Below are 24,176 nucleotides of genomic sequence, written 5' to 3' on the forward strand. Positions count from 1 at the left end.
GGATTAGTACATTATCCCGTTAAAAATATAGAATAGAAAGGATATTTGCGTATGGCGGAGCCAATTAATTCCCAGGAAACCAAAATTGCCATCGTCACGGACAGTGCTTGTGATTTAGAGCCGGAGCTTATTGAAGAATATGGCATTGAAGTCGTACCTTTACATATAATTTATCGTGACCGCGAGTATCGGGATCGGGTCGATATCTCGCCCCAGGAAGTCTATGATTCTTTGGAACAGGAGGTTCCCAAAACATCCTTGCCCTCTCCCGCTGAGATTCAGGCTGTCTTTAACCGCTTGCGGGAACAGAAGGTGACCCATATTCTGTCTTTGCATCTATCCAGCGGACTCAGTGGCACCTATCAGGCTGTCTCGCTGATCGCCCAGGAATTTAAAGACATGATCATTGAAGTTGTGGATACCAAGACCCTCTCGATGGGCCTGGGCATGACGGTCATTGAGGCTGCCCGGGAAAGCCGGCGTACTGTGGACTTTGAACATGTGGTGGCTTCAGCCAAGAAGGCTGTTGAGCAAATCAAGGGCTATTATGTGCTCTCTACTTTAGAGTATTTGAAAAAGGGCGGCAGGATCGGCTATGTCGCCGGTACCATTGGCGAATTGCTGAGCCTTAAGCCAATTATCTCGATTAATGAAGAAGGCAAATATTTTACGTTTGCTAAGGTTCGGGGACGGGAACAGTCTTTAAAACGCTTAAAACAAGTGCTTCTGGACCATTTGAAGGAGAGTATCGCCAGTGTGGCCATTGTCCATGGTGGTTCAGAAAAAGAAGCCCGTGATTTAGAAAAAGTAGCCCGGGAGCACCCCAACGTGAAAGAAGTGTTTTTTGGCCAGATCAGCCCCGCTTTAGGTGTGCATACAGGGCCGGGCCTCGTGGGACTGTTGGTCTATCCCAGACTCGAAGGCAGTATTTAAAAGATAAGAGTTATGTTTCCAAGTAAGATAAGCTTACAGATTGCTCTGTGAGCTTCTTTTGCACCTTAGAGAGGAGAGAAGCCGATGATTCAAGAACGTTACCGATTTTGGCTGACCAGCCCCTACTTTGATGAGGATACCCGCTCGGAAGTGGCCGCTATTAACGATGAGAAAGAGATCGAGGACCGCTTCTATACGGATTTGGAATTTGGCACCGGGGGACTGCGGGGGGTGCTCGGTGCCGGCACCAACCGCATGAATATCTATGTTATCCGCAAGGCAACTCAAGGCTTGGCGGACTTAATCCTGGAGGGGGAAGAAGCAGGGAAGAACCGGGGTGTGGTGATTGCCTACGATTCCCGCCGCTTTTCCGATCGCTTTGCCAAAGAGGCCGCTTTAGTGCTGGCCGGCAACGGCATTAAAGCTTATCTGTTTGATGATCTGCGCCCCACGCCGGAGCTTTCTTTCGCGGTCCGCCACCTCAAGGCTCAGGCAGGCCTGGTGATTACCGCCAGCCATAACCCCAAGGAGTATAATGGCTATAAGGTGTATTGGGAAGACGGCGGCCAGGTTCCGCCGGATCGTGCGGACCGGATTCTGGCTCATATCAAAGCTCATCAGGCTTGGGATGATATCCTCCCCCTTGAGGAGGCAGAAGCCCGGGCCAAGGGACTTTTAGTTGAGATTGGGGAAGAGATCGATGCAGTTTATTTGAGCAAGGTCAAAGAACTGGCCTTATATCCGGAACTTTCCCGGGCCAAGGGAAGCAATCGGTCTATCGTCTATACTCCCTTGCATGGGGCGGGGAATGTGCTGGTCAACAGAATCCTCACCGAGATGGGCTATTCCGTATTTACGGTCCCTGAGCAGGAGAAACCGGATCCGGAGTTTACGACAGTTCCTTACCCTAATCCCGAAATCCCTTCCACCTTTGACCTGGCCAGAAGCTATGGCAAAGCCAGAAACGCCCAGATGCTCATCGCCACCGATCCTGATGCGGACCGTTTGGGCATGGCTCTGCGCACCCCTCAGGGTGATTACCGGCAGCTCACCGGGAATCAGGTGGGGACCCTTCTGAGCTATTACCTGCTCACCCAAAAGAAGAGGCTGGGTATTCTGCCTGAGCAAGCCGTCGTCATCAAGACCATTGCCTCCACCGATCTGGCGGATCTCCTGGTCAAAGACTTGGGAGCCCGGGTGGAAAATGTCCTCACCGGCTTTAAATTCATTGCCGAGAAAGAGCAGGAAATGGAAATTCAGGGCAGCGGAGATTTCCAGTTCGGCTTTGAAGAGAGCTATGGCTATTTAGCCGGGCATTTTGTGCGGGATAAGGACGCGGTGATCGCTTCGCTCCTGCTGGCGGAAGCCGCTCTCTACTATCAGGAAAAAGAAGGCCGTTCCCTGCTGGAGGTTCTGGAGGATATTTACGGGAAGTACGGTTATTTTATTGACGATCAGATCTCCATTACTTTAGAAGGCAAAGCAGGAAAAGAGCAAATGGAGAAGATGATGGTTAAACTCCGTGAGACCGATGTCAAGTCCTTCGGTGGGATTGCCGTCGCCTGCATTGACGATTATGAACTGAGAAAAGGAAGAAGGATGATTGCTCCCTTCCATAGTTATGAGCTTGCTCTTCCCCAATCCAATGTGATCCGCTATTCCTTCCAGGGCGGGGGGTTTGTGATGGCCCGGCCTTCGGGAACAGAGCCGAAAATCAAGTTTTACTTCAATATCAGGGGAGTTGATCCCCAACGGCTCCAAGCTACTTTAGAAAATGTGAAAAAGGATTTGCTTGAGCTGATTAAGGATTAAGAATTAAGAAATCTTTTTACCCTCTGGGCTGTTAGGCTTAGAGGGTTTTTCAACACATAAAGGTCAAAAAACATCAGATTTATTCCTGACCAATATTGACCTTTCCTAATAAAAGGATCTATAATAGAACTATAAAATTTTACCAAAACTAGTTAGGCATTGATCAAGGAGGGATTGCCATGTCTTTTGATACGAACCGCTTTACCCAAAAATCTCAGGAGGCCATTATTCAAGCGCAAACGATGGCGGAGCGTAATGGCAACAGCCAAGTGGAGCCTGAGCACTTGCTTTTAGCTCTCCTGGAACAGGGAGAGGGGGTCGTTCCCCAAGTCCTGACCAAGCTTGATATCCCGGTGGGGGCTTTGGTTCAAAAAGTACGCCAGGAGGTCAACCGCCTCCCGCGCATGATGGGAGCTAATGTTCAGCTGACCATCTCCCCCCGTCTGCGGACGGTGTTGGTCTCGGCTCATGATGAGATGGAGACCTTTAAGGATGACTATGTAAGCACCGAGCATCTTTTGCTGGCGACTCTCAGTCAAGGCGGGGGAGCAGCGGAGAAAATCTTAAAACAAGAGGGTCTGAATCGCGAGAAGCTTCTGCAGGCTTTGCGTGAGGTGAGAGGGACTCAGCGGGTGACGAGCCAGACGCCGGAAGGGACCTTCCGGGCCCTTGAACAATATGGACGCAATCTTGTCGAACAAGCCCGCCGGGGAAAGCTGGATCCGGTCATCGGCCGGGACGAGGAAATTCGCCGGGTTATCCAGATTCTCTCCCGCAAGACCAAGAACAACCCTGTTCTGATCGGGGAGCCCGGTGTGGGAAAAACCGCCATTGTGGAAGGTTTGGCCCAGCGGATCGTCCGCGGTGATGTTCCCGAATCGGTGAAAGATAAGAAGATCATTGCCTTGGATATGGGTTCCTTGATCGCCGGAGCGAAATACCGGGGAGAATTTGAGGAACGGCTTAAAGCGGTGCTTAAGGAAGTTCAGGAACGGGAAGATATTATCCTGTTTATCGATGAACTGCACACGGTGGTGGGAGCAGGGGCAGCAGAAGGGGCCATGGATGCCGGCAATATGCTTAAACCCATGCTGGCCCGGGGTGAGCTGCATATGGTGGGAGCCACAACCCTGGATGAATACCGCAAGTATATTGAAAAGGATGCCGCTTTGGAACGGCGCTTTCAGCCGGTTACAGTGGGAGCTCCCAGTGTTGAGGATACCATCTCTATTTTGCGGGGGCTCAAAGAACGCTATGAAACCCATCATGGGGTAAGAATTACCGATGGAGCGATTATCGCCGCCGCAGTTCTTTCTGACCGCTATATCAGCGATCGTTTCCTGCCGGATAAAGCCATCGACCTCATTGATGAGGCTGCTGCCCGCATGCGTATGGAGATCACCAGTGACCCCTATGAATTGGATCAGATCAAGCGCCGGATTCTGCAGCTGGAGATTGAGCGGGAGGCCTTAAAGAAGGAAAAAGACGAAGGCAGCAAGGAACGCCTGGAAAAGATTGAGGAAGATCTGGCTAACCTCAAAGAAGAACGCAGTGCCCTGGAAGCCCAGCTGCAAGGGGAAAGAGAAGTTCTGACCAGAATCAACTCCCTCAAGGAAGACATCGATCAGAACCGCCTTAAAATGGAACAAGCCCAGCAGGCCTTTGATTATAACAAGGCGGCCGAGCTGCAATATGGCATATTGCCAAAGCTGGAGAAGGAGCTCAACGCTTTGGAAGAGCAGCTTCGCAACCGGAAGAACACCTTGCTCAAGCAGGAAGTAGGGGAAGAGGACATTGCTGAAGTAGTGGCCAAATGGACCCAGGTTCCTGTTGCTAAACTTTTGGAAAGCGAAATGGAAAAACTGGTTCATATGGAAGCGCGCATCCATCAGCGGGTGATCGGACAGGAGGAGGCTGTGAAAGCGGTAGCCGATGCTGTCCGCAGATCCCGGGCCGGCCTGCAGGACCCCAACCGGCCCTTAGGTTCGTTCCTGTTTCTTGGTCCCACAGGAGTAGGAAAGACGGAGCTGGCCAAAGCCTTGGCTGAATTTCTCTTTGATGATGACCAGGGGATCGTGCGCATCGACATGTCCGAATATATGGAAAAGCATACCGTTTCCCGCCTGATCGGTGCTCCGCCGGGGTATGTAGGCTATGAAGAGGGGGGCCAGCTGACGGAAGCAGTAAGGCGCAAACCCTATAGTGTGGTCCTCTTTGATGAAGTGGAAAAAGCTCATGGGGATGTCTTCAATGTGTTGCTCCAGCTCCTCGATGACGGCCGCTTAACCGATGGGCAAGGACGGGTGGTTAATTTTAAGAATACAGTGGTCATTCTGACCAGCAATATCGCCAGTCCCTTGATTCAGGAATTGACGGCCTCAGGAGCGGCCCAGGAAGTGTTGCGTTCCCGGGTTACCGAGGAACTCAGGCTGCATTTCCGGCCGGAGTTTTTGAACCGGTTGGATGAAATCATCGTTTTCCACCCTCTTGGTCAGGAGCATATTGGTTCCATCGTGCAGATACAGATCAACAAGCTGCGTGATTATCTGGCTCCCCGCAAAATGACTCTGGAGCTCTCCCAGGCAGCGTTAAATAAAATCATTCAACAAGGTTATGATCCGATCTATGGAGCAAGACCCCTGAAAAGGGTGATCCAGCAAAACCTCCAAAATCCTTTGGCCATGAAAATCCTGCAGGGAGCCCTTTACGAAGGGGATCATGTCCTGGTCGACCTTGATCCTCAGGGCCAGCTTCTGTTTAAAAAGTCGGAATAAGGTGCTTGCATCCTGCCCGGGAACACTATAAACTAGAGTTGGCACCATGTTGTGGCAGATAGTATTGGCAAAAGGGAGTTAAGAAAGAATGAACAGGTGGGTTTTTCTGACCAATGTCACGACGGAAGTAGAAGCGGATATCGTGATCGGTCTGCTTGAGCAGGGGCATATTCCCGCTCAAAAGGCCTATCCTGGGCTGGGAAATCTGAAGGCGGCCTATGGTATTGTTAATGGGGTCGAGATCTATGTGCCTGAGGATTGTCTTAAGCATGCCAAGGAGATTCTTGCTGCCGAGGGAGCGGAAAATGCTCCGGATGAAGCCCCGGACCCCGATGTTGAATGTGATCGCTGAATAAAATAAGCAATAAAGCAAGAAGAAATCCCCGGAAATGTTCGTTGGTTCATTTCCGGGGATTTCTTAATGATCTGGATTTATCAACCGACTGCTTCGCGGTCGCGATAGGCGATCACTTTACGCCGTATTCTTTGGATGGTATTATCCAAAGACTTAGAACTTACACCAAGGTATTGGGTGATTTCCCGCTGCTTCATGCCGATAAGGTAATGATAGCGAAACACTTTGAGCTCTAATTCCGAAAAACCGTTCATAAGTCCCTGTAAAAAAAGGCGGGTTTCGTCTGATGCGATCACCTTTTTCTCAGGATCATCATGGGTGGCCACAAAGCTTATAAAAGAATCGGTCTTATCGTCAGCTAAAACATTATTCAAGGAATAAGCTTCATTGAGATTGAGGTGTTTCTGCCGGTTATGAGCGCGTAAGCTGTCAATGAGCTTGCGCTTAATCACCATGCGGAGAAAATGCAGGAAAGGAATCTCCGAGCTGGGATCGTAGGATACGATGGCTTTGTATATGGCAATCCGGCCTTCCTGGAGCAAGTCATCATATTCGGCTCGATTGAGAAAATACTTATAGGCAATTTTGCGGATTTCCGGTTCATAATATTGAATAAGCCAATTCAAGGAATCCTGATTGCCAGAGCGCGCGGCTTCAAGCTGAGTATCGATGTCTGCCAAAAGGGTATTAGATGAAGTCATGCGCACATCTCCTTATCAAAGATATAGACTCAGTCTTTAGTCTAAGAAAATAAACCTGCTTTGACAAGGCACATATTATGGACAACTATCCAATTTTATCCCGAATTATCAAAGGTTTTTATTTATCGAAGGTTTTATTTATTGAATCATTTTTAACAGATTAACGGTTTCAATGGCGGTGATGGCAGAATCGAAGCCTTTATTGCCGGCTTTTGTCCCGGCCCGTTCAATGGCTTGTTCGATGGTATCTGTGGTTAAGACGCCGAAAACAACGGGCAGTTTGGTTTCTAAACCGACATGGGCCACCCCTTTGCTCACCTCGGCACTGACAAAGTCAAAATGGGGTGTGGCACCGCGAATAACGGCTCCCAGGCAGATAATGGCATCGTATTTTTTGGTTTCAGCCATCTTTTGCGCAACTAAAGGGATTTCAAAGGCTCCGGGAACCCAGGCGATTTCAATATCGCTTTCCGCAACACCATGGCGGAGGAGGGCGTCAAGGGCGCCTCCCACCAGTTTGTTGGTGATAAATTCATTGAAACGAGCGGCGACAATCCCAAATTTTAATCCTTCAGCAATCAGTTTACCTTCATAAGTCATCATAGTTCTTCATCCTTTCTAATCATCGTGAATCACAAGTATTTTTAAAGTATAAGCATTTTCTAACTATTAACGAACGCCGGGCAGATAATGACCCAGTTTAATTTTCTTGGTGTGGAGATAATGTTCGTTTTCAGGCTTAACCGGCATTTCCATGGAAACACGCTCTTGAATCTCCAGGCCATAGCCTTCCAAACCGACGATTTTGCGGGGATTATTGGTCATCAGCCGTACCTTGCGGATGCCTAAGTCCACCAGAATCTGAGCGCCTACGCCGTAATCCCTGAGGTCGGCAGGGAAACCCAAGGCAAGATTAGCTTCCACAGTATCTTTGCCTTCTTCCTGCAATTTATAGGCCTTCAACTTATTGAGCAGCCCAATGCCCCGGCCTTCCTGGCGCATATAGAGCAAGACCCCCCGGCCTTCTTTTTGAATGCTTTCCAGGGCGGCGGAAAGCTGCTCGCCGCAGTCACAGCGGCGGGAATGAAAAACATCTCCGGTCAGGCATTCGGAGTGGACCCTTACCAGCACCGGCTCACCATCGTCCACATCCCCTTTGACCAGGGCAATATGCTCTTGTCCATCCAATAAACTCCGATAGCCCACTGCTTTGAAGTCCCCAAAGTCTGTAGGAAGTTCAATGCCGACCACCCGTTCTACTAATTTTTCTTTTTGGCGTCGGAAATGAATGAGATCTTTAATGGTAACTATTTTGAGATCGTGTTTTTTAACAAATTCCATGAGATCGGGAACCCGTGCCATGGTGCCGTCGTCTTTCAAGATTTCACAAATGACCCCTGCCGGTTGAAAGCCTGCCAAACGGGCGAGGTCCACGGCGCCTTCCGTATGACCGGCACGGACCAGGACGCCTCCTTCCCGGGCTTTGAGAGGGAAGATATGTCCGGGACGGCGGAGATTCTCGGGGCGGCTGTGAGGATCAAGCAGAACTTTTACCGTATTGGCCCGCTCAAAAGCGGAGATTCCCGTAGTGCAATCGCAGCCATCCACACTCACGGTAAAGGCGGTTCCATGAGGATCTGTATTGTGGGTTACCATGGGCTCAAGATTTAAGGCTTGAATGCGCTCGGCGGTCATGGGGACACAGATTAAACCCCGGCCATAGGTGGCCATAAAATTGATCGCCTCAGGGGTTGATTTCTCTGCAGCCATCAGCAGATCCCCTTCGTTTTCTCTTTCTTCGTCATCCACAACGACAATCATTTTGCCTTGGCGAATGTCTTCGATGGCTTCTTCAATCGTGTTAAAGCGAAATTCCATGTTGATCACTCCTGTCTAAAATCTAACCTAGATAAAGCCGTTTTCGGCTAAGAAACTCATGGATAAATCCTTTGGAGGGGCTTCTTTTTTCTCCATGAACCGTGCCACATATTTTCCGATCAGGTCGGTTTCCAGATTCACCATATCGCCCACGCCTTTAAAGCCCAGGGTGGTTTCCTGGCGGGTATGGGGGATCAGGGATATGGTAAAAGCCTGAGGGAGGAGATCCACCACGGTAAGAGAAATGCCGTCAATGGCGATGGAGCCTTTGGGCAAGACATAGGTTAACAGTTCCGGAGCGGCTTTGATGGTAAAGACCCGGGCAATTCCCACCGGGGTGATTTTTTGAATGGTGCCCACTCCGTCCACATGACCGCTTACCAGATGGCCGCCCAATCGGGTGGAGAGCTGCAGAGCCCGCTCCAGGTTGACCCGCGTTTCCCGGCTGCATTCTTTAAGATTGGTTTTATTTAAAGTTTCTGCCATGACATCCACGGTAAATAAATTTCCCTGCATCTTCACCACCGTGAGGCAGATGCCATTGACGGCGATGCTGTCCCCGATTTGGGTGCCTTCAAGCACTTTAGTTCCTTCCAGGGTCAATTGAGCGGAATCAGGGAGAACCTTCAGATCCGCTACCTTGCCTAACTCTTCGATGATACCGGTAAACATGTTCACTCACCTCTCTTGACTGCTTAATCAAATGATTGCTTAATCGGCATAATTTACCTTGGCCCGTACCCGAAGATCTCCGGTTCCCCCGTCGATCTCCAGGAATTCTAAAGGAATCGCCTGCGCCATCAAAGGAAGCTCAAGTCCGCTCAGAGGGGAAGGACCTTTGCCGCCAATGAGCTTGGGCGCATAGATAAACTCCACTTCATCGATAAGTTGAGCGCGGAGCAGGGAGCCGGCCAGCCCACCGCCGCCCTCCAGCAATACAGAGTTCCAACCCCGTTTGACTAAATCTCCCAGCAGGTCTTTTAAAGGGACATAACGGGGGGAATCATACTGCCAAACCTCCACATTCTCCAGAGCCCGCAAGGCCTTCAGCTTATCCAAAGGAGCGGAGGCCGTGGTGGCGATGAGACAGGGGGCGGTACAGGAGGAAGCAAGTACGGCGGCCTGCAGAGGAATTTGCAATGCTCCATCCACGAGCAAGCGCACCGGATCACGGCCTTCGTCAATCCGGCAATTCAAAGCAGGATTATCCTGGCGCACGGTTTCACTGCCCACCATAATCACATCGAAGTGATCGCGCAGCCGGTGGACATAGGCACGGGAGGCTTCATTGCTAACCCATTTGGAGTCTCCTGACTCCGTCGCTATTTTGCCATCAAGGGTTAAAGCCGATTTGTAGAGGACAAAGGGAAGGCCGGTTTGCATAGCCTTTAGAAAGCCCTTGTTTAAGGTCCGGGCTTCCTTTTCTTTAAGCCCTACATCGACCTGAATGCCGGCTGCCCGTAAGCGGGTGATCCCTTGTCCGCTCACTAAGGGATTGGGATCCACCATAGCCACGACGACGCGTTGGATTCCCGCCTTAATCAGTGCGTCGGCACAGGGAGGGGTTTTCCCGAAATGTGAACAAGGCTCTAAAGTAACATAGGCTGTGGCTCCCCGGGCATGTTCTCCGGCTGCCTGCAGAGCGTGAACTTCGGCATGGGGAGTGCCGGCTTTTTGATGATATCCTTCACCGACAATAACGCCATCCTTAACGATGACACATCCCACCAGGGGATTGGGACTGGTTCTGCCCATAGCCAGGGCTGCCAATTCCAGAGCCCGGGACATGTAATGATTGTCAAGTTCCATGTAATCGCCGCCGTTTCCCATCTCTTTGAGTTAGTTTTGCTTAGTTTTCCATAAAAACACTATAAAAAACCCCAGAGTTCATTCTCTGGGGCTTAAAAACCATAGCAAATAAAAAGCGCATCAGCACTTTAATTTCCTCTTCTCATCCAGACTTTACTGTCGGCTCTGGAATTACACCAGATCTGCCATAGTGGCTCGCGGGCTTGACCGCCGGTATGGAATTTCACCAATCCCCAGAGGTATTCAATTACTTATATATAATACTCTAACTTATTGATGAATTCAACCCTTTAAGAAAATTTAGATCCCTTGGGGAGGATGAGGGGGATGGTGCTCCAGGTATTCATCCCGCAGCAAGCCCATGAGGATCCCATCGCGATACTCACCTAAGACAAACCGCGCCTGCCTTAATCTGCCTTCAACCTTAAAACCCAGTTTCTCATAGGCTTTTAAAGCACGCAGATTCCCGTCCCATAAATCAAGGCTCAGGCGATGAAAATTCCACTGATAGAAAAGGTAATCGATCAGCACTTTCAAAGCGTCCGTTCCATAGCCCCGGTTCCAATAATCGCTTTCACCAATAACGATGAACAGTACCGCCGAGCGGGCGGGGAGATTGACATCCCGATAGCCTACGGTTCCGATGGGCTTTTGCTCTTCATTGAGAATGAGATAGCGGCTGCCGTCTTTCTGGGGGGTAAAAAAGCGTTCTTCGATTTCCTCTTCACTAAGCATTGTGCTCAAAGGCCAGGCGGCATTCGCCCAATAATTGATGTTTTGGTTGTTATACCATTGATAAAAAATGGGGATATCATCAAGCTCCAGCGGACGGAGAAAGGTCTTTTTTCCCTGTAACATGGCTTTGCCTCCCAGTGAATTGATGGGATAGTGTAGTTATGCTTATTATTAGCATTAAAACCTATCCAAGCGGTGGATCATATTATTTGTCTTGACTTAAGTCAAGGCGGGATGGGTAGAGTTAGCATATAATCTTGGCATCAGCCCGAATAAGGAGGAATGAATGATGGGAAATAGGATCGGCTTCCAATCCCAAAACCGAACCGCCAGAATTGCCGGCCTGTTATATTCGCTGATGATCCCCCTCGCCGCATTTGGCGTCATGTATGCCCCCACATCTCTTGTTATTGAGGGGAATGTAGAAGCGACTATTGCCAATGTTCTTGCAAACGGCCATATGTTCAGGCTCAGTATACTGAGCGCTTTAGTCGTACAGGTTTGCCATATTTTTATCGTCCTGTTCTTATATAAACTCCTAAAACCGGTCAATCGGAGTATAGCGGGGCTTATGGTGATTTTCATGCTGACCTCCGTCCCCATCGCCATGGTAAATGAGCTCAACCATTACGGTGTACTGTTTACTATCCACAACGATGTATCTGTTGGGGGAACGCTTGCCGACCAGACAAAAAATATGATAGTGCTATTTTTTCAGCTCCGCCAATACGGAATTGTAATTGCAGGCATTTTCTGGGGTCTGTGGCTTTTGCCGATGGGATATCTGGTTTACAAATCGAATTTTCTCCCGAAAGCCTTGGGTATCGTATTGATAATCGCATCGTTCTTTTATGTTTGCGACAGCTTCCTGAGCCTTGGCATTCCCGGCTATGGGGAAACACTGAGCGCAGCCGTCATGAAAATTCCGCTGTACGGTGAGCTGTTGTTTCCTCTGTGGCTTTTATTTAAGGGAATTCAGCCGTCTTTTGATACGACTCAATGATTCCGGTTTTATACCTAAATAACTGGCCAGTTGGTTTTGCGCCACGCGTTCGGCAAGTCCCGGGCGCTTCTCTAGCAGAGCCAGATACCTGGCTTCCGGGCTGAGGACCAGCAAATCCGCATAGTTATCCTGGGCGTTGGCCATGGTTTCCTCCATCATCTTTCTGACCATCGTTTCCAGAAAAGGATACTTTGCGTACATCTGCATTTCGTCATGTAAATCTCCCACCAGCAGTATGGAGTCTTCCAAACAGGCGAGAAAATACTTAGAAGCCTTGTGCACTTGCTGCGGATTATAGATGGCCGCGACTTGTTTTTCCGAATAGAAATTTGAAGTATTCTCGTTGCCGTCGCTATCAATGAAGTATTGACGGATTAAACCCTTGAGGACAAAATAGCATTTGGATGAAACCTCGCCTTGTTCCAGAAGGAGCGTCCCCTTTTTGAAGGACTGGATCGGAACCTGTTCGACGACATCCAGCAGAGATTCGTCGGGTGCATTTGTGTAGTTTTTTAGATATTGAAATAATATATCTTTCATTGATGCCTCCGGAAAACGGACTGCGCCGCTTTCTGAAAAATTAGCGAAGTTGATGCTTTTTTTCGTTTAAATTATACCATATCTTTTATTCCTTGCGTATCGCAACAAAAATAGGCTGACGATGTGTCAGCCTGATTGTCCTATGAGCATTCGATGGTCATTCGTAGTGGTCGGGGTGACAGGATTTGAACCTGCGGCCTCTGCGTCCCGAACGCAGCGCTCTACCAAACTGAGCCACACCCCGTTTTTACCGAACGCTTTATAATATAACAAAATGCTCACAAGCTGTCAAGGATATCAAAGCTAAGCATTTAAATTAAATACTAAAATTTAAATGTTAATTTGACATCATGCATTAATAAATGGAGACATGCTTTAACGAAACAATATTTAATGAGAATAATACCGTATTTGATACTCCCTAGAACAATGGTCCGGGGGATTTTTACGGGGGTGTGGTATACGAAAAAGAGTACGAATTAAAGGCAGATGACAACTTATTAAAGTTTTATAAGTTGTCATCTGCCTTTAATCATGTTAAAATTTTCTAGGAGGGAGGTTTGAGAGTATTATGATCAAATTTGAAAATGTCAGTAAAAAATACGATGATGGTACCGAAGCCGTGAAATCGCTTAATTTCGAGATAAACAGAGGTGAATTAATGGTACTCATCGGCCCCAGCGGCTGCGGAAAGACAACGACGATGAAAATGATTAACCGCCTAATTCCTCATACAGGGGGAAAAATCACTATTGACGGACAGGATATCGACAGCATTGACCCGGTGCCTCTCCGTCGCAATATCGGCTATGTCATTCAGCAGGTAGGTTTGTTTCCACACTATACCATTGAAAATAACATAGCCTTGATACCGAAGTTGAAAAAATGGCCGGAGTCCAAGCTCAAAGAACGCGTTACCTATCTGATGGATGTGGTCGGGCTGGACCCCGAGGTATTTGCCAAACGCTATCCCCGGGAGCTTTCCGGTGGACAGCAGCAGCGGGTGGGAGTGGCCAGGGCCCTGGCAGCCAATCCCGATATTATTCTCATGGATGAGCCTTTTGGGGCACTGGATCCCATGACACGGGAGCAGCTGCAGGATGAACTGCTGCGCATTCAGGCGGAAATGCATAAAACCATTGTTTTTGTCACCCATGACATGGATGAAGCCCTCAAGCTCGGCGATCGCATCGCTGTTTTGCGGGATGGCGAGCTGTTGCAGCTGGACACCCCCGATCAATTGCTGAGTAATCCGGCCCATGGCTTTGTTGAGGAGTTTATCGGCAAGAACAGAATTTACCAGAACCCGGATTATATTCCTATTACCGATATCATGCGCGACAATCCGGCCATTATCCTCCCCTCCAGAACGCCGGTCGTCGCCATCAGCTTTATGCGTCAGCGCAAGACGGACACCTTGATTGTCTGCGATGAAAAAGGGAAGTTGTTAGGAATTATACCAGTTATGAATTGCATGCCAAAAAAGAAACGATTCAAACCTTAGCCGAAATCGTCCAACCGGTGGACAGGGTTCTCGCCAATACAACCACAGCCAAGGATGCCTTGCAAATGATAAACACGGCTGCCTATGGCATTATACCTGTGGTCAATGAGACACAAAAAGTTGTCGGCGCAGTTACCCGCGGTTCCCTGTTAAGCTTTTTTGCCAATCAGTGGTCCGGTGAAGGGGAGGATGCAGATGAGAAATGAGTCTTTATGGACACAGATTATGCTTCAGTTGGAAATGCGTTGGCCTGATTTAATAGCGGCATTGGTTCAACACATTGAGCTTGTCTTCATTTCCATGCTGATTGCCATTACCATCGGTGTCCCCCTCGGCATTCTGATTACCCGTGTCAAAGCCTTGGAAGGGCCTGTTCTGGGCGTAGCCGGTATTCTCCAGACCATTCCGGGCCTGGCCTTGCTCGGTTTTATGATTCCACTTTTCGGTATCGGTATCAAAACAGCGGTGGCGGCCTTGTTCCTGTATTCCTTATTGTCCATTATCCGCAATACCTTTACCGGTATTAAGGATGTAGATAAAGCGACCATCGAAGCAGCCAAAGGCATGGGCATGACGGATTGGCAGATTCTTATCAAAGTACAGCTGCCCCTTGCCCTGAGCGTCATGATGGCCGGAATCCGCACTGCTACGGTCATTAATGTTGGTACTGCTACCCTGGCGGCTTTTATCGGTGCCGGCGGTCTGGGGGATTTCATTTTTATTGGTATATCCAGAAACCTGGATGCCCTGGTGCTGATTGGAGCTTTTCCGTCGGCGTTACTGGCCCTGCTGCTTGATTGGCTGCTGGGCAGGCTGGAAAAAGCAACCACACCAAGAGGCCTGAAGGTGTAGGGGAGACTTGATGCGGAGTGGAACACTTCGCAAACTACTGGAGAGTATGAAGAGAAAGGAAAGGTGATTATGATGATGAAAAAGAACCTTATGATATGGAGTTTGGTTGGTATGTTGATGCTTGCTTTAGTGGGCTGCAGCGGCAGTGCGGCAAAGAGTGGCGAAACTATCACGGTCGGATCGAAAAACTTTACGGAGAACATTATTATTGCCCATATGATGGCCGATCTGGTGGAAGCACATACGGATCTAACCGTGGAGAGAAAGGTTAATCTTGGCGGCTCCAATGTAGCCTGGACAGCTTTGGAGAACAATGATATTCAGATGTACCCTGACTATACCGGAACCATCGTGGCCAATTATTATCAGGAAGCAACCGGAACATCGGAGGAAACGTTAGCCAAAACCTTGGCATTAACGGCTGAAGACAGTATAGAAGCCTTGGGGTCGCTGGGGTTCAACAATACCTACACTCTGGCAGTGACTAAGGAGACAGCGCAAAAATATAACCTGAAGACTTACAGCGATTTGGTTGGAGTATCGGATGAGTTGATTCTGGGCTGCGAATTTGAATTCAAAGATCGGCCGGATGGCTACCCGGGCCTCCAAGCGGCTTACAATATGAACTTCAAGGAAGTCAAAGGTATGGACCATGGTATCATGTTCCGCTCCCTGGTCGAGGGTGAGGTCGATGTGGTCGATGCTTATGCCACCGACGGCCAGATTAAAGTCTTCGATTTGGTCATTTTGGAGGACGACCGGGAATTCTTTCCACCCTATGATTGTCTGCCTTTAGTTCGCCAAGACACCCTTGACCAATACCCGGAACTGGAAGAGATTCTGAATAAACTTGCCGGACAAATCAACGAGGCGGACATGCAAGAACTAAATGCTAAAGTGGATGACCAGGGCATGAAAGAAGATGTTGTCGCTCATGACTTTCTGGTATCCGCAGGTTTAATAGAGGAATAATTTAAAAAGTCCCGGCAGCTTATTGTCTGATAATAAGCTACCGGGTTTTCTTTATCCTGAATTGCTTGCATCCTCACGATTCGCTTCTTTTTTTCGGCGAGGCTGGCGGCTCATCTCTTCGCGATGCTGTTATTATCGGCTTACTTTGCTTCATACTTGAGTTGATAGGATGTCCGTTTTCCGATATACTTAAATTCAGACAGCGGAAAAGAGAGATAGGTTTTCAAATAAAATAGATAAAGAGCGGGGGAGAAGCATTGAAAAAAACCGCAATCATTATGGATTCCACGGGATATTTAACAAACGATATAATTGAGGAACATGATATTCGTGTCGTCACCCTGAATGTGAACATTGGTGATGAAACCTTTCCGGAAATCGATTTAACCAACAGAGATTTCTTTGGTAAACTGGAGCAGCTCTCCGGTTCCTCAACGACCTCCCAGCCTTCGGTAGGCGCCTTTTTAGAAGTCTACAAGGCAGTGCTGGCTGAAGGCTATGAGGAGATTATAAGTATTCATCTGTCCGAAAAGATCAGCGGTACTTATGCCTCGGCCATTATGGCCAAAGATTTGCTGGAAAACCCGCATATCCATATTTTTGATTCAGGTTCTTCAGCTTTAGGATTAGGTTTGCTGACCTGGGCGGCTGCTGATTGGGCCAGGGAAGGGCTTAATGCTCAGGAGATTTTGGGAAAGCTGGAAACATTGCGCCCCCTCTGTGAGCTTTATTTCATTGTCGACACATTGGAATACCTGCACCGGGGAGGGAGAATTGGGGGGGCTTCAGCCCTTTTCGGCACCTTGCTGCAAATAAAGCCTATTCTCTACTTTAATACTGAAGGTATTATTGATGTCTTTGATAAAGTTCGTTCAAAAAACCGGGCCTTGCAAAGAGTTTATAAAGAGCTTGAACGAGCCTTAGCTTCGCAAAAGCCCCACCGGATTGCCGTGATGCATGTTGGCGCCGAAGCTGAAGCGGTCAGCATAGCCGAAGAACTGTCCCAGAAATACCAGGGTCAGGATATCCGGATTTTTGAGGCAGGTCCTGTTATTGCTACTCATGTAGGCCCGGGGGCAGTCGGGCTGGTTTTTCACCCCTGGCCGCACTGATCTTGAATGAGGTTGTTGGCAATGCTCAAGGGTGAACTGATTGAATTGAATGGAAATTGACTGTATATTGCCAATACTTTAAGTCAAGTATAGGCAGAATAATTGGTGGGAAGATAGAGGCAGGAACCTTTTGTGGAGGTGTTAACCCATGCTTAAAATCCCGCGCCGCTTGTTTTTTCAGGTTCAATCTCCGGCAAGACCCTGTGAACCCTTTGCTCCTGCACAATCCGGTGATTTTTATGATGAGGAGATACCTCTGACATCTTTAGATGATATCGAATGGGCAACCAATGTTTTAGAACCGGAACAGCAGCGGGGGCCGTCGGAAAATCCCTGAGCCATGGCTTTCTGCGTACTTTAGAATGGACAGTGATTAGTCTCAGCCCGCCCTTGGGCTGAGACTTTGTATATATTGCGGATTTCTGAATATTTAAATTTTAATTATTTCTATATTTTGAGAAGGAGTTATTGGAAATATAGGGAATACTATAATCATTAGAGCTTTATTTCACAATTTAAAAATATTTGTTAAAAAAATAACTAATCCATTTAATAAAATTTTCTGAATTTTTGAAGGAATTCAGTAAATTACGAAGAATACACTCTATACAGTTGTTGTATCATATTTAAATTAACAACAGTCATATAGTGGGAACATGTAGTAGGAAAAATTATTGTGAAACTATGCACAGAAGTAGATGAAATAGGAGATGAAGTCAATGAAGATTGCGATTTCAGGCAAAGGCGGGGTCGGCAAGACAACATTTGCAGCTAATTTGGCCCATTACCTGTCCGAACAGGGGATGAGAGTCCTGGCTGTTGATGCTGATCCGGACGCCAGCTTAGGAACAGTCTTAGGTATTGCAGAGGATGCTTTGAACCGTTTGCGTCCCATTGTTGATATGAAAGAACTCATCGAACAACGCATGGGCGGAAGCGGTGCCTTTTATCCCTTGAACCCCCAAGTGGATGACATTTTGGATGATTACTCCGTTCAAGTGGGTCCCATCCGCTTTTTCCGCATGGGCAATGTCAAAGGGGGAGGTACAGCCTGCTATTGCAAAGAGAACAGTTTTTTGCATGCTTTGGTCAACTCCTTAATTCTCTCTGAACAGGATACCGTCATTTTGGATATGGGTGCCGGCATCGAACAGCTTACCCGAGGAACTGCCCAGGGAGTTGATGTTTTAGTCATTGTCACAGAGGCCAGCACAGTGAGCGCTCATACTGTCCGGGTCATTCAGAAGCTTGCCCAAGAATTGGGAATTCCTAAAGTCTCCGTCATCGGCAACAAAATCCGCTCCAGCAAAGACGAGGATTTTCTCAAAGCACAATTTACGGAAGATGAGTTGCTCGGCTTGATTCCTTTTAGCGAGGAATTACTCGATATGTCTATTCATACGGATAATTCTTCTTTTCCCAAGGGTGCTCCAGGTTCCCAATTAGAATCTGTCTATAGAAAACTAATGGAGGGGAGGGACATCTAAAACCTAAAGGTGAGCACAGTTGCATGGTGGAAATCTACAGGTCAAAAAGAGGAGGTTAAACAATGCCAAGATATCGGGATTTGACACACACCTCACGGCCTTCCAACGCGCCCCGTGTGGTGGAACCCAAAAATCCATTGCGCACAACAGATCCAGGCACCATAGAGATGCTAAAAGTTGCGCAGGAAAACAAACTTGAGACAGTATTTGATCGCTTTGTTGCCCAGCAGCCCCAATGCGGCTTCGGGTATAAAGGTATCTGCTGTCGTATTTGTCTTGCCGGACCCTGCCGGGTCAAAGCGGAGGATGGACCGGCCAGCAGAGGTATTTGCGGTGCAACCGCCTATACCATTGTCTCCAGAAACCTTGTTCGTATGATCGCAGGAGGAGCAGCGTCTCACTCCGAGCATGCCAGACATGTGCTGCACACTGCCCATGAACTTGTGGAAGGAAAGACTAAAGACTATGAAATTAAGTCCCCGGAAAAACTTCATAAACTAGCCGAAAAACTGGGAATCGAGACCTTAAACAGAGATAATATGGAGATTCTTGGTGACGTAACCGAATTAGCTTATGAAGATTTCGGCAGATATAAAGATCGTCCGGCAGCATTCCTTGACTCTTTCCTGATTGAGCAGCGTCATAACAAGTTTTTAAATACGAATATTATGCCGCGCAATATTGACGGTACTGTAACGGAACTTATGGCGCAGACCGCTCAAGGGGTGGATGCCGATCCTGTTAATATAATTTTCGGTGGCTTAAAAGGCTCCCTCGCCGACTTAGTGGGGGAATATATCGGCACCAACCTCAGTGACGTTTTGTTTGGGATTCCGGAGCCCATTGTTTCTGAAGCGAACCTGGGAGTTATTGAAGAGAAGATGGTCAACATCGCCGTTCATGGACATAACCCTGTTCTTTCCGAAATGGTGGTAGGGGCTGCCCGTGAGTTAAAGGCAGAAGCTCAAAAAGCAGGAGCAGAAGGGGTCAATATCGTCGGTATCTGTTGTACCGGTAACGAACTCCTGATGCGTGAAGGGGTCTATCTGGCCACATCATCCGCCTCTCAGGAAATGGCCATTTTGACCGGTGTCCTTGATGCCATGGTTGTTGACATTCAATGTATTTATCCATCCCTCACCCAATTGTGCGATTGCTACCATACCAAGATGATCACCACGGAAGCCATTATGAAGGTTCCCGGTGCGCAACATTTAGCGTTTAATTCAGAAACTGCCATGGAAGACGCTAAAAAATTAGTGAGAATAGCCATTGAAGCTTACAAGAGAAGAGATCCTAAAAAGATCGCTCTCTCCAAGACGCGCAACTCCCTTGTGGCAGGATTCAGTATCGAAGCCTTGACCGATATTTTCGGCAAGATCAATCCTGAGCGCCCCTTCTCTGTTCTGACCGATGCTATTCTGAGTGGACAGATCAAGGGTGTTGTTCAGATGGCCGGCTGCAACAACCTGAAACGTCAGCAGGATGAATCCCATGTCGCCATTCTCAAGGAACTGGTGAAGAATGATGTCTTTGTGGTAGCCACAGGCTGCTCGGCCGGAGCCTTTGCCAAGATGGGCCTAATGAATTCGGAAGCTGTGGAAGAATATGCCGGAGAAGGCCTGAAGAGCTTTATCAGACAGCTTGAAGAAGCTAATCCTCAATTGTCCACTAAATTACCTTTGGTATTCCACCTCGGATCTTGTGTGGATAACAGCCGCGGTATGGATCTGGTTCAAGCTATGGCCAAAGAACTGGGTGTCGATACACCTAAGGTTCCCTTTGCTGCCTCTGCACCTGAAGCAATGCATGAAAAAGCGGTAGCTATCGGTTCCTACTGCGTCTCCATGGGCATTCCGACTCATGTAGGCACCATGCCTTATCTGGAGGGCAGCGATCTCATCTATGGCATTGCAACCCAAATTGCCCATGATGTCTTCGGCGGCAACTTTATTTTCGAAGTGGATGAGAAGATTGCAGCACAAAAGATCTTAAATGCCCTTGAATACAGAAGCTGGAAGCTGAAGATTCATAAGCAAACCGCTGAAAAATTTGATACAGCCATTGCTCAAGGGTGGTAAGGAAAGGAGGAAGTGATTATGTCCATGGAGCAAATTTACGCTGATGCGATCAAGGATCCCTCAAAAGAGCCTAAAAAATTACTTCGTAAGGCTTACGATGGCACGATTACGGCTATGAGCTATGCGGAGATTCTTTTAAACCGTGCCCTTAAAGACTATGGTCCCCAACAAACGGTTGGCTATCCGGACACCGCTTACCACCTTCCGGTTATTACCTGCCTCTCCGGGGATAAGGTAACCACACTTGGTGAGCTTGTACCGCTTCTTAACCGCGTGCGGAATCAGGTCAAAACGGAATTGACCTTTGAGAATGCCCGCCTCTGGGGGGAATCCGTCCTCTATGCTGCGGAGATTATTGAAATTCTCCACTATTTGCGCAACGACGAGCCCAAGGTAGCCCCTTGGACCGGTTTCCTGGGTGACCCTATTGTGCGTAAGCATGGCATCAAGATGGTGGACTGGACTATCCCAGGTGTCGCCGTTATCTTAGGCCGGGCTAAAGATTCCCCGTCGGCCAAGAAAATCGTCGATAACCTGATGGGCAAAGGCTTCATGCTCTTCCTCTGTGATGAAGTCATCGAGCAGCTATTGGAAGAAAACGTGAAGATCGGTGAAGATTATATTGCCTTCCCCTTAGGAAACTTTACTCAAGTTATCCATGCGGTGAATTATGCCTTCCGGGCCGGCCTGGCCTTCGGGGGAATTCCCGCCGGACAAAGAGAGCAGCATCGTGATTATCAGCATCGCCGGGTACGGGCTTTTGTGCTCCATCTCGGAGAGCTGGATGATGTTAAAGTGGCCGCTGAGATGGGAGCCATTTTCATGGGCTTCCCTGTACTGACAGACCAGGAACTGGGCGAAGATATGCAGATTCCAGACTGGTATCTCTCCGAGCCTGATTATGAAAAGATCGTGCCTCTGGCCCTTGAGGTGCGGGGAATTAAGCTGACCAATATCGAGATTCCCATTCCGGTCAACTTCGGACCGGCCTTTGAAGGGGAAACCATCCGCAAAGGGGATACCTATGTGGAGTTTGGCGGCGGCAGAACTACTGCCTTCGAGCTGGTAAGCATGGTGGGACCTGATGAGGTTGTGGACGGTCAGGTAACCGTCATTGGACCGGAGATCGATACGGTACCGGAAGGAAGCCGGCTCCCGCTGGGAATCAAGGTGGATATCTATGGCCGTAAAATGCAGGAGGACTTTGAAGGGGTTCTGGAGCGCCGGATCCACTACTTTACCAACTATGGTGAAGGAGTCTGGCACGTCGCTCAGCGTGATCTTTGCTGGGTGCGTATTTCCAAGGATGCCCGGGCCAAAGGCTTCCTAATGAAGCATATCGGTGAATTGCTGCTGGCTAAATTCAAGCAGGAATTCCCGGCTATTGTCGACCGGGTACAGGTTACCATCTATACGGATCAACAAGCCGTCGAGGAAAATCTGGTCAAGGCCCGGGAGCGTTATCGGGCACGGGATGCCCGCTTGAAGAGCCTGACCGACGAGAATGTGGAAGAATTCTATTCCTGCCTCCTCTGTCAGTCCTTTGCTCCTAATCATGTCTGCATTGTCAGCCCGGAACGGGTTGGTCTCTGCGGTGCTGTCAGCTGGCTTGATGCCAAAGCAGCCTTCGAAATCACCCCAACCGGCCCGAACCAGCCTATTCCTAAGGGTCTGGCTATTGATGAAGTCAAGGGAATGTGGCAGAGCGTCAATGATTATCTGCGGCCTTCTTCCAATAATACCCTTGAAGAAGTCAATCTCTATACCTTGATGGACCGCCCCATGACATCCTGCGGTTGCTTCGAGGCGATTATGGCCATTGTTCCTGAGGCCAACGGCCTGATGATCACTACCCGTGAGCATAGTGGCATGACGCCTTGCGGCATGACCTTCTCGACCCTGGCCGGAACGGTTGGCGGCGGCTTGCAGACACCAGGCTTTATGGGAATCGGCCGCAGCTATATTATCAGCAGGAAGTTTATTCCGGCTGACGGCGGCATCTCGCGGATTGTCTGGATGCCTAAAGAGCTGAAGGAGTTCTTAAAAGAAGATCTTGTAGCCCGTTCGATTGACGAAGGTTTAGGCGAAGACTTTATCGATAAGATTGCCGATGAGAGCGTCGGCACGACGGTGGAAGAGATCATTCCCTTCCTCGAAGAAAATGGACACCCATGCTTCAGTCTGGACCCATTAATGTAAGATAAATGTTGGAGACAGAGCATTATGCTCTGTCTCCGGTGAGAAAAAGTAATGATGGAAAGGGGTCACTGTTATGGCTTTAACAGGCTTAGAAATTTATAAACAACTCCCCAAGAAGAACTGCGGTGAGTGCGGTACTCCTACCTGTCTCGCTTTCGCGATGGCATTGGCTTCCGGTAAAGGATCCTTGGATGCTTGCCCTTATGTTACCGATGAAGCTCGGGAAGCCCTGGATTCCGCATCGGCACCACCGATTAAGGCTATCAAATTCGGCAACGGCTCGGTTTTAGGAGATGAAACGGTTCTTTTCCGTCACGATAAAACCTTTTATCATCCTACCACCTTGCTGATTGAGATTGCCGATACGTTATCCGATGAAGAAGTTCAAGGGAAGCTTCAGGAAATAGAAGGCTTGGAATTTGATCGGGTGGGATTGCATTATACCATCGACGGAGTGGCTGTGATCGAGGCCTCCGGCTCCCCGGAGCAATTTGCTAAAGTAGTCGCTCAAGTGGCCGCAGGAACTGAGCGTTCTTTGCTGCTTTTAAGCGACAACGCCGATGCTCTGAAAGCCGCTTTACCTGGAGTTGCCGGCCGCAAACCTCTGATCGGCTCGGCTACCGAAGCCAATTATGAGGCGGTTGTCAACTTAGCAAAAGAGCATAATGTTCCCGTTATCATCAAGGCGGATGGTTTGGATGCTTTAGCTGCCTTAGTGGAAAATGCTCAAAAACTTGGCTATAAAGAATTTGTCCTCGATCCGGGCGCCCGGACACCGAGCCAGACTCTTGCTAATCTGACTCATTGCCGCCGCCTGGCGATTAAAAAGAAATTCAGACCCTTCGGCTATCCGGTGATTGCTTTCACCAGCAAAACAGAACCGCTGGCCGAAATCACGGAAGCCTCGGTTTATGTGGCCAAATATGCCAGTGCCATTGTCTTAAAGGCATCGGCTAAGGCTCATATCCTGCCCCTGATGGCACTTCGTCAGAATCTGTATACAGATCCGCAAAAGCCCATTCAGGTGGAGCCTATTTTGCATACAGTGGGTGAAGTCAACGAGAATTCACCGATTTATATTACGACGAACTTCTCCTTAACCTATTACAGCGTTGAGGGAGAAGTGGAAGCCAGCAAGATTCCCAGCTATATTCTCCCCATCGATACAGATGGTACTTCTGTGCTTACAGCTTATGCAGCAGGCAAATTTGAACCGGAAAAGATCGCGGACATCTTGGCCAAGAGCGGTGTAGGGGATAAAGTAAACCATCGCAATTTGATCATTCCCGGCTATGTGGCTGTTATCTCCGGAAAATTACAGGAGATTTCCGGCTGGAAAGTCATCGTCGGACCCCGCGAATCCAGCGGTATTGTTTCCTTTACACGGGCAATGTAAGGTTGCAACGGCATGGAGGGGGGAGGAGGACAC

The 24,176-nt window shown here is 48.6% G+C and carries 22 protein-coding genes, 1 tRNA gene and 1 riboswitch; of the genes, 15 read left to right on the plus strand and 8 right to left on the minus strand.

Going from position 1 to position 24,176, the window contains the following annotated elements:
• Positions 1-51: 51 nt before the first annotated feature.
• The 4 genes from DESLBE_RS02630 (at position 52) to DESLBE_RS02645 (ending at position 5,871) form a co-directional block, all read left to right on the plus strand.
• Positions 52-933 (plus strand): DegV family protein, encoded by an 882-nt coding sequence (locus DESLBE_RS02630; RefSeq protein ID WP_005811761.1) that lies wholly within the window; start codon positions 52-54, stop codon positions 931-933.
• Between the two features lie 84 nt (positions 934-1,017).
• Positions 1,018-2,745, plus strand: a complete 1,728-nt coding sequence (locus DESLBE_RS02635) for a phospho-sugar mutase (RefSeq protein ID WP_011459823.1) — start codon at positions 1,018-1,020, stop codon at positions 2,743-2,745.
• Positions 2,746-2,924: 179 nt separating this feature from the next.
• Positions 2,925-5,519, plus strand: a complete 2,595-nt coding sequence (gene clpB, locus DESLBE_RS02640; protein ID WP_144675012.1) for an ATP-dependent chaperone ClpB — start codon at positions 2,925-2,927, stop codon at positions 5,517-5,519.
• An 88-nt stretch (positions 5,520-5,607) separates the two neighbouring features.
• On the plus strand, positions 5,608-5,871 hold the full coding sequence (locus DESLBE_RS02645) for a hypothetical protein (RefSeq protein ID WP_015944242.1): 264 nt from the start codon (positions 5,608-5,610) through the stop codon (positions 5,869-5,871).
• A gap of 83 nt (positions 5,872-5,954) precedes the next feature.
• On the opposite strand, the gene DESLBE_RS02650 is transcribed toward DESLBE_RS02645, so the two are convergent.
• The 6 genes from DESLBE_RS02650 to DESLBE_RS02675 form a co-directional block, all read right to left on the minus strand.
• On the minus strand, positions 5,955-6,575 hold the full coding sequence (locus DESLBE_RS02650; protein WP_005811754.1) for a sigma-70 family RNA polymerase sigma factor: 621 nt from the start codon (positions 6,573-6,575) through the stop codon (positions 5,955-5,957).
• Positions 6,576-6,713: 138 nt separating this feature from the next.
• Complete coding sequence (ribE, locus tag DESLBE_RS02655; protein WP_005811752.1) at positions 6,714-7,178, minus strand: 6,7-dimethyl-8-ribityllumazine synthase; 465 nt, start codon at positions 7,176-7,178, stop codon at positions 6,714-6,716.
• 66 nt (positions 7,179-7,244) lie between these two features.
• A complete protein-coding gene (locus DESLBE_RS02660; RefSeq protein WP_005811750.1) occupies positions 7,245-8,453 on the minus strand; it encodes a bifunctional 3,4-dihydroxy-2-butanone-4-phosphate synthase/GTP cyclohydrolase II in 1,209 nt (402 codons plus the stop codon).
• 27 nt (positions 8,454-8,480) lie between these two features.
• Positions 8,481-9,125 (minus strand): riboflavin synthase, encoded by a 645-nt coding sequence (locus DESLBE_RS02665; protein ID WP_011459819.1) that lies wholly within the window; start codon positions 9,123-9,125, stop codon positions 8,481-8,483.
• Between the two features lie 39 nt (positions 9,126-9,164).
• On the minus strand, positions 9,165-10,283 hold the full coding sequence (ribD, locus tag DESLBE_RS02670; RefSeq protein ID WP_005811747.1) for a bifunctional diaminohydroxyphosphoribosylaminopyrimidine deaminase/5-amino-6-(5-phosphoribosylamino)uracil reductase RibD: 1,119 nt from the start codon (positions 10,281-10,283) through the stop codon (positions 9,165-9,167).
• A gap of 109 nt (positions 10,284-10,392) precedes the next feature.
• A riboswitch (FMN riboswitch) is annotated at positions 10,393-10,507 on the minus strand.
• Positions 10,508-10,562: 55 nt separating this feature from the next.
• Entirely contained in the window at positions 10,563-11,120 is a 558-nt protein-coding gene (locus tag DESLBE_RS02675; protein WP_011459818.1) for a GNAT family protein, read from the minus strand.
• Positions 11,121-11,286: 166 nt separating this feature from the next.
• Between DESLBE_RS02675 and DESLBE_RS02685 the strand changes: the two genes are divergently transcribed.
• Positions 11,287-12,000 (plus strand): DUF4386 domain-containing protein, encoded by a 714-nt coding sequence (locus tag DESLBE_RS02685; protein WP_041272328.1) that lies wholly within the window; start codon positions 11,287-11,289, stop codon positions 11,998-12,000.
• On the opposite strand, the gene DESLBE_RS02690 is transcribed toward DESLBE_RS02685, so the two are convergent.
• Together DESLBE_RS02690 and DESLBE_RS02695 are read right to left on the minus strand one after the other, a co-directional pair.
• Positions 11,959-12,540 carry a Crp/Fnr family transcriptional regulator gene (locus DESLBE_RS02690; protein WP_011459816.1) on the minus strand — a complete coding sequence of 194 codons (582 nt, stop codon included), beginning with the start codon at positions 12,538-12,540 and terminating at the stop codon, positions 11,959-11,961. The genes DESLBE_RS02685 and DESLBE_RS02690 overlap by 42 nt on opposite strands.
• 167 nt (positions 12,541-12,707) lie before the next feature.
• Positions 12,708-12,784 (minus strand) — tRNA-Pro (locus DESLBE_RS02695).
• A 327-nt stretch (positions 12,785-13,111) separates the two neighbouring features.
• Between DESLBE_RS02695 and DESLBE_RS02700 the strand changes: the two genes are divergently transcribed.
• The 10 genes from DESLBE_RS02700 to acsC all read left to right on the plus strand — a co-directional run bounded on the left by DESLBE_RS02700 (position 13,112) and on the right by acsC (position 24,143).
• On the plus strand, positions 13,112-14,044 hold the full coding sequence (locus tag DESLBE_RS02700) for an ABC transporter ATP-binding protein (RefSeq protein WP_011459815.1): 933 nt from the start codon (positions 13,112-13,114) through the stop codon (positions 14,042-14,044).
• Positions 14,011-14,250, plus strand: a complete 240-nt coding sequence (locus DESLBE_RS26870) for a CBS domain-containing protein (RefSeq protein ID WP_242662050.1) — start codon at positions 14,011-14,013, stop codon at positions 14,248-14,250. The genes DESLBE_RS02700 and DESLBE_RS26870 overlap by 34 nt, the downstream gene beginning before the upstream one ends.
• Complete coding sequence (locus DESLBE_RS02705; RefSeq protein WP_011459814.1) at positions 14,240-14,896, plus strand: ABC transporter permease; 657 nt, start codon at positions 14,240-14,242, stop codon at positions 14,894-14,896. The genes DESLBE_RS26870 and DESLBE_RS02705 overlap by 11 nt, the downstream gene beginning before the upstream one ends.
• Positions 14,897-14,971: 75 nt before the next feature.
• Positions 14,972-15,868 carry a glycine betaine ABC transporter substrate-binding protein gene (locus tag DESLBE_RS02710; RefSeq protein WP_011459813.1) on the plus strand — a complete coding sequence of 299 codons (897 nt, stop codon included), beginning with the start codon at positions 14,972-14,974 and terminating at the stop codon, positions 15,866-15,868.
• A gap of 257 nt (positions 15,869-16,125) precedes the next feature.
• Entirely contained in the window at positions 16,126-16,980 is an 855-nt protein-coding gene (locus tag DESLBE_RS02715; RefSeq protein WP_011459812.1) for a DegV family protein, read from the plus strand.
• 148 nt (positions 16,981-17,128) lie between these two features.
• Positions 17,129-17,317, plus strand: coding sequence for a hypothetical protein (locus DESLBE_RS02720; protein WP_005811734.1), 189 nt, complete (start codon positions 17,129-17,131; stop codon positions 17,315-17,317).
• 382 nt (positions 17,318-17,699) lie between these two features.
• Entirely contained in the window at positions 17,700-18,467 is a 768-nt protein-coding gene (locus tag DESLBE_RS02725) for a P-loop NTPase (protein ID WP_011459811.1), read from the plus strand.
• 62 nt (positions 18,468-18,529) lie between these two features.
• Positions 18,530-20,548 carry an anaerobic carbon-monoxide dehydrogenase catalytic subunit gene (gene cooS / locus DESLBE_RS02730; RefSeq protein WP_011459810.1) on the plus strand — a complete coding sequence of 673 codons (2,019 nt, stop codon included), beginning with the start codon at positions 18,530-18,532 and terminating at the stop codon, positions 20,546-20,548.
• An 18-nt stretch (positions 20,549-20,566) separates the two neighbouring features.
• The gene (gene acsB, locus DESLBE_RS02735) at positions 20,567-22,747 is read left to right on the plus strand and encodes an acetyl-CoA decarbonylase/synthase complex subunit alpha/beta (RefSeq protein ID WP_005811727.1); all 2,181 of its coding nucleotides are present in this window, start codon (positions 20,567-20,569) and stop codon (positions 22,745-22,747) included.
• A gap of 73 nt (positions 22,748-22,820) precedes the next feature.
• Complete coding sequence (gene acsC / locus DESLBE_RS02740) at positions 22,821-24,143, plus strand: acetyl-CoA decarbonylase/synthase complex subunit gamma (protein WP_005811725.1); 1,323 nt, start codon at positions 22,821-22,823, stop codon at positions 24,141-24,143.
• Positions 24,144-24,176 lie beyond the last annotated feature (33 nt).

The organism is Desulfitobacterium sp. LBE, from assembly GCF_007830365.1.
In the GTDB taxonomy this organism is placed as follows: Bacteria; Bacillota; Desulfitobacteriia; order Desulfitobacteriales; family Desulfitobacteriaceae; genus Desulfitobacterium; species Desulfitobacterium hafniense.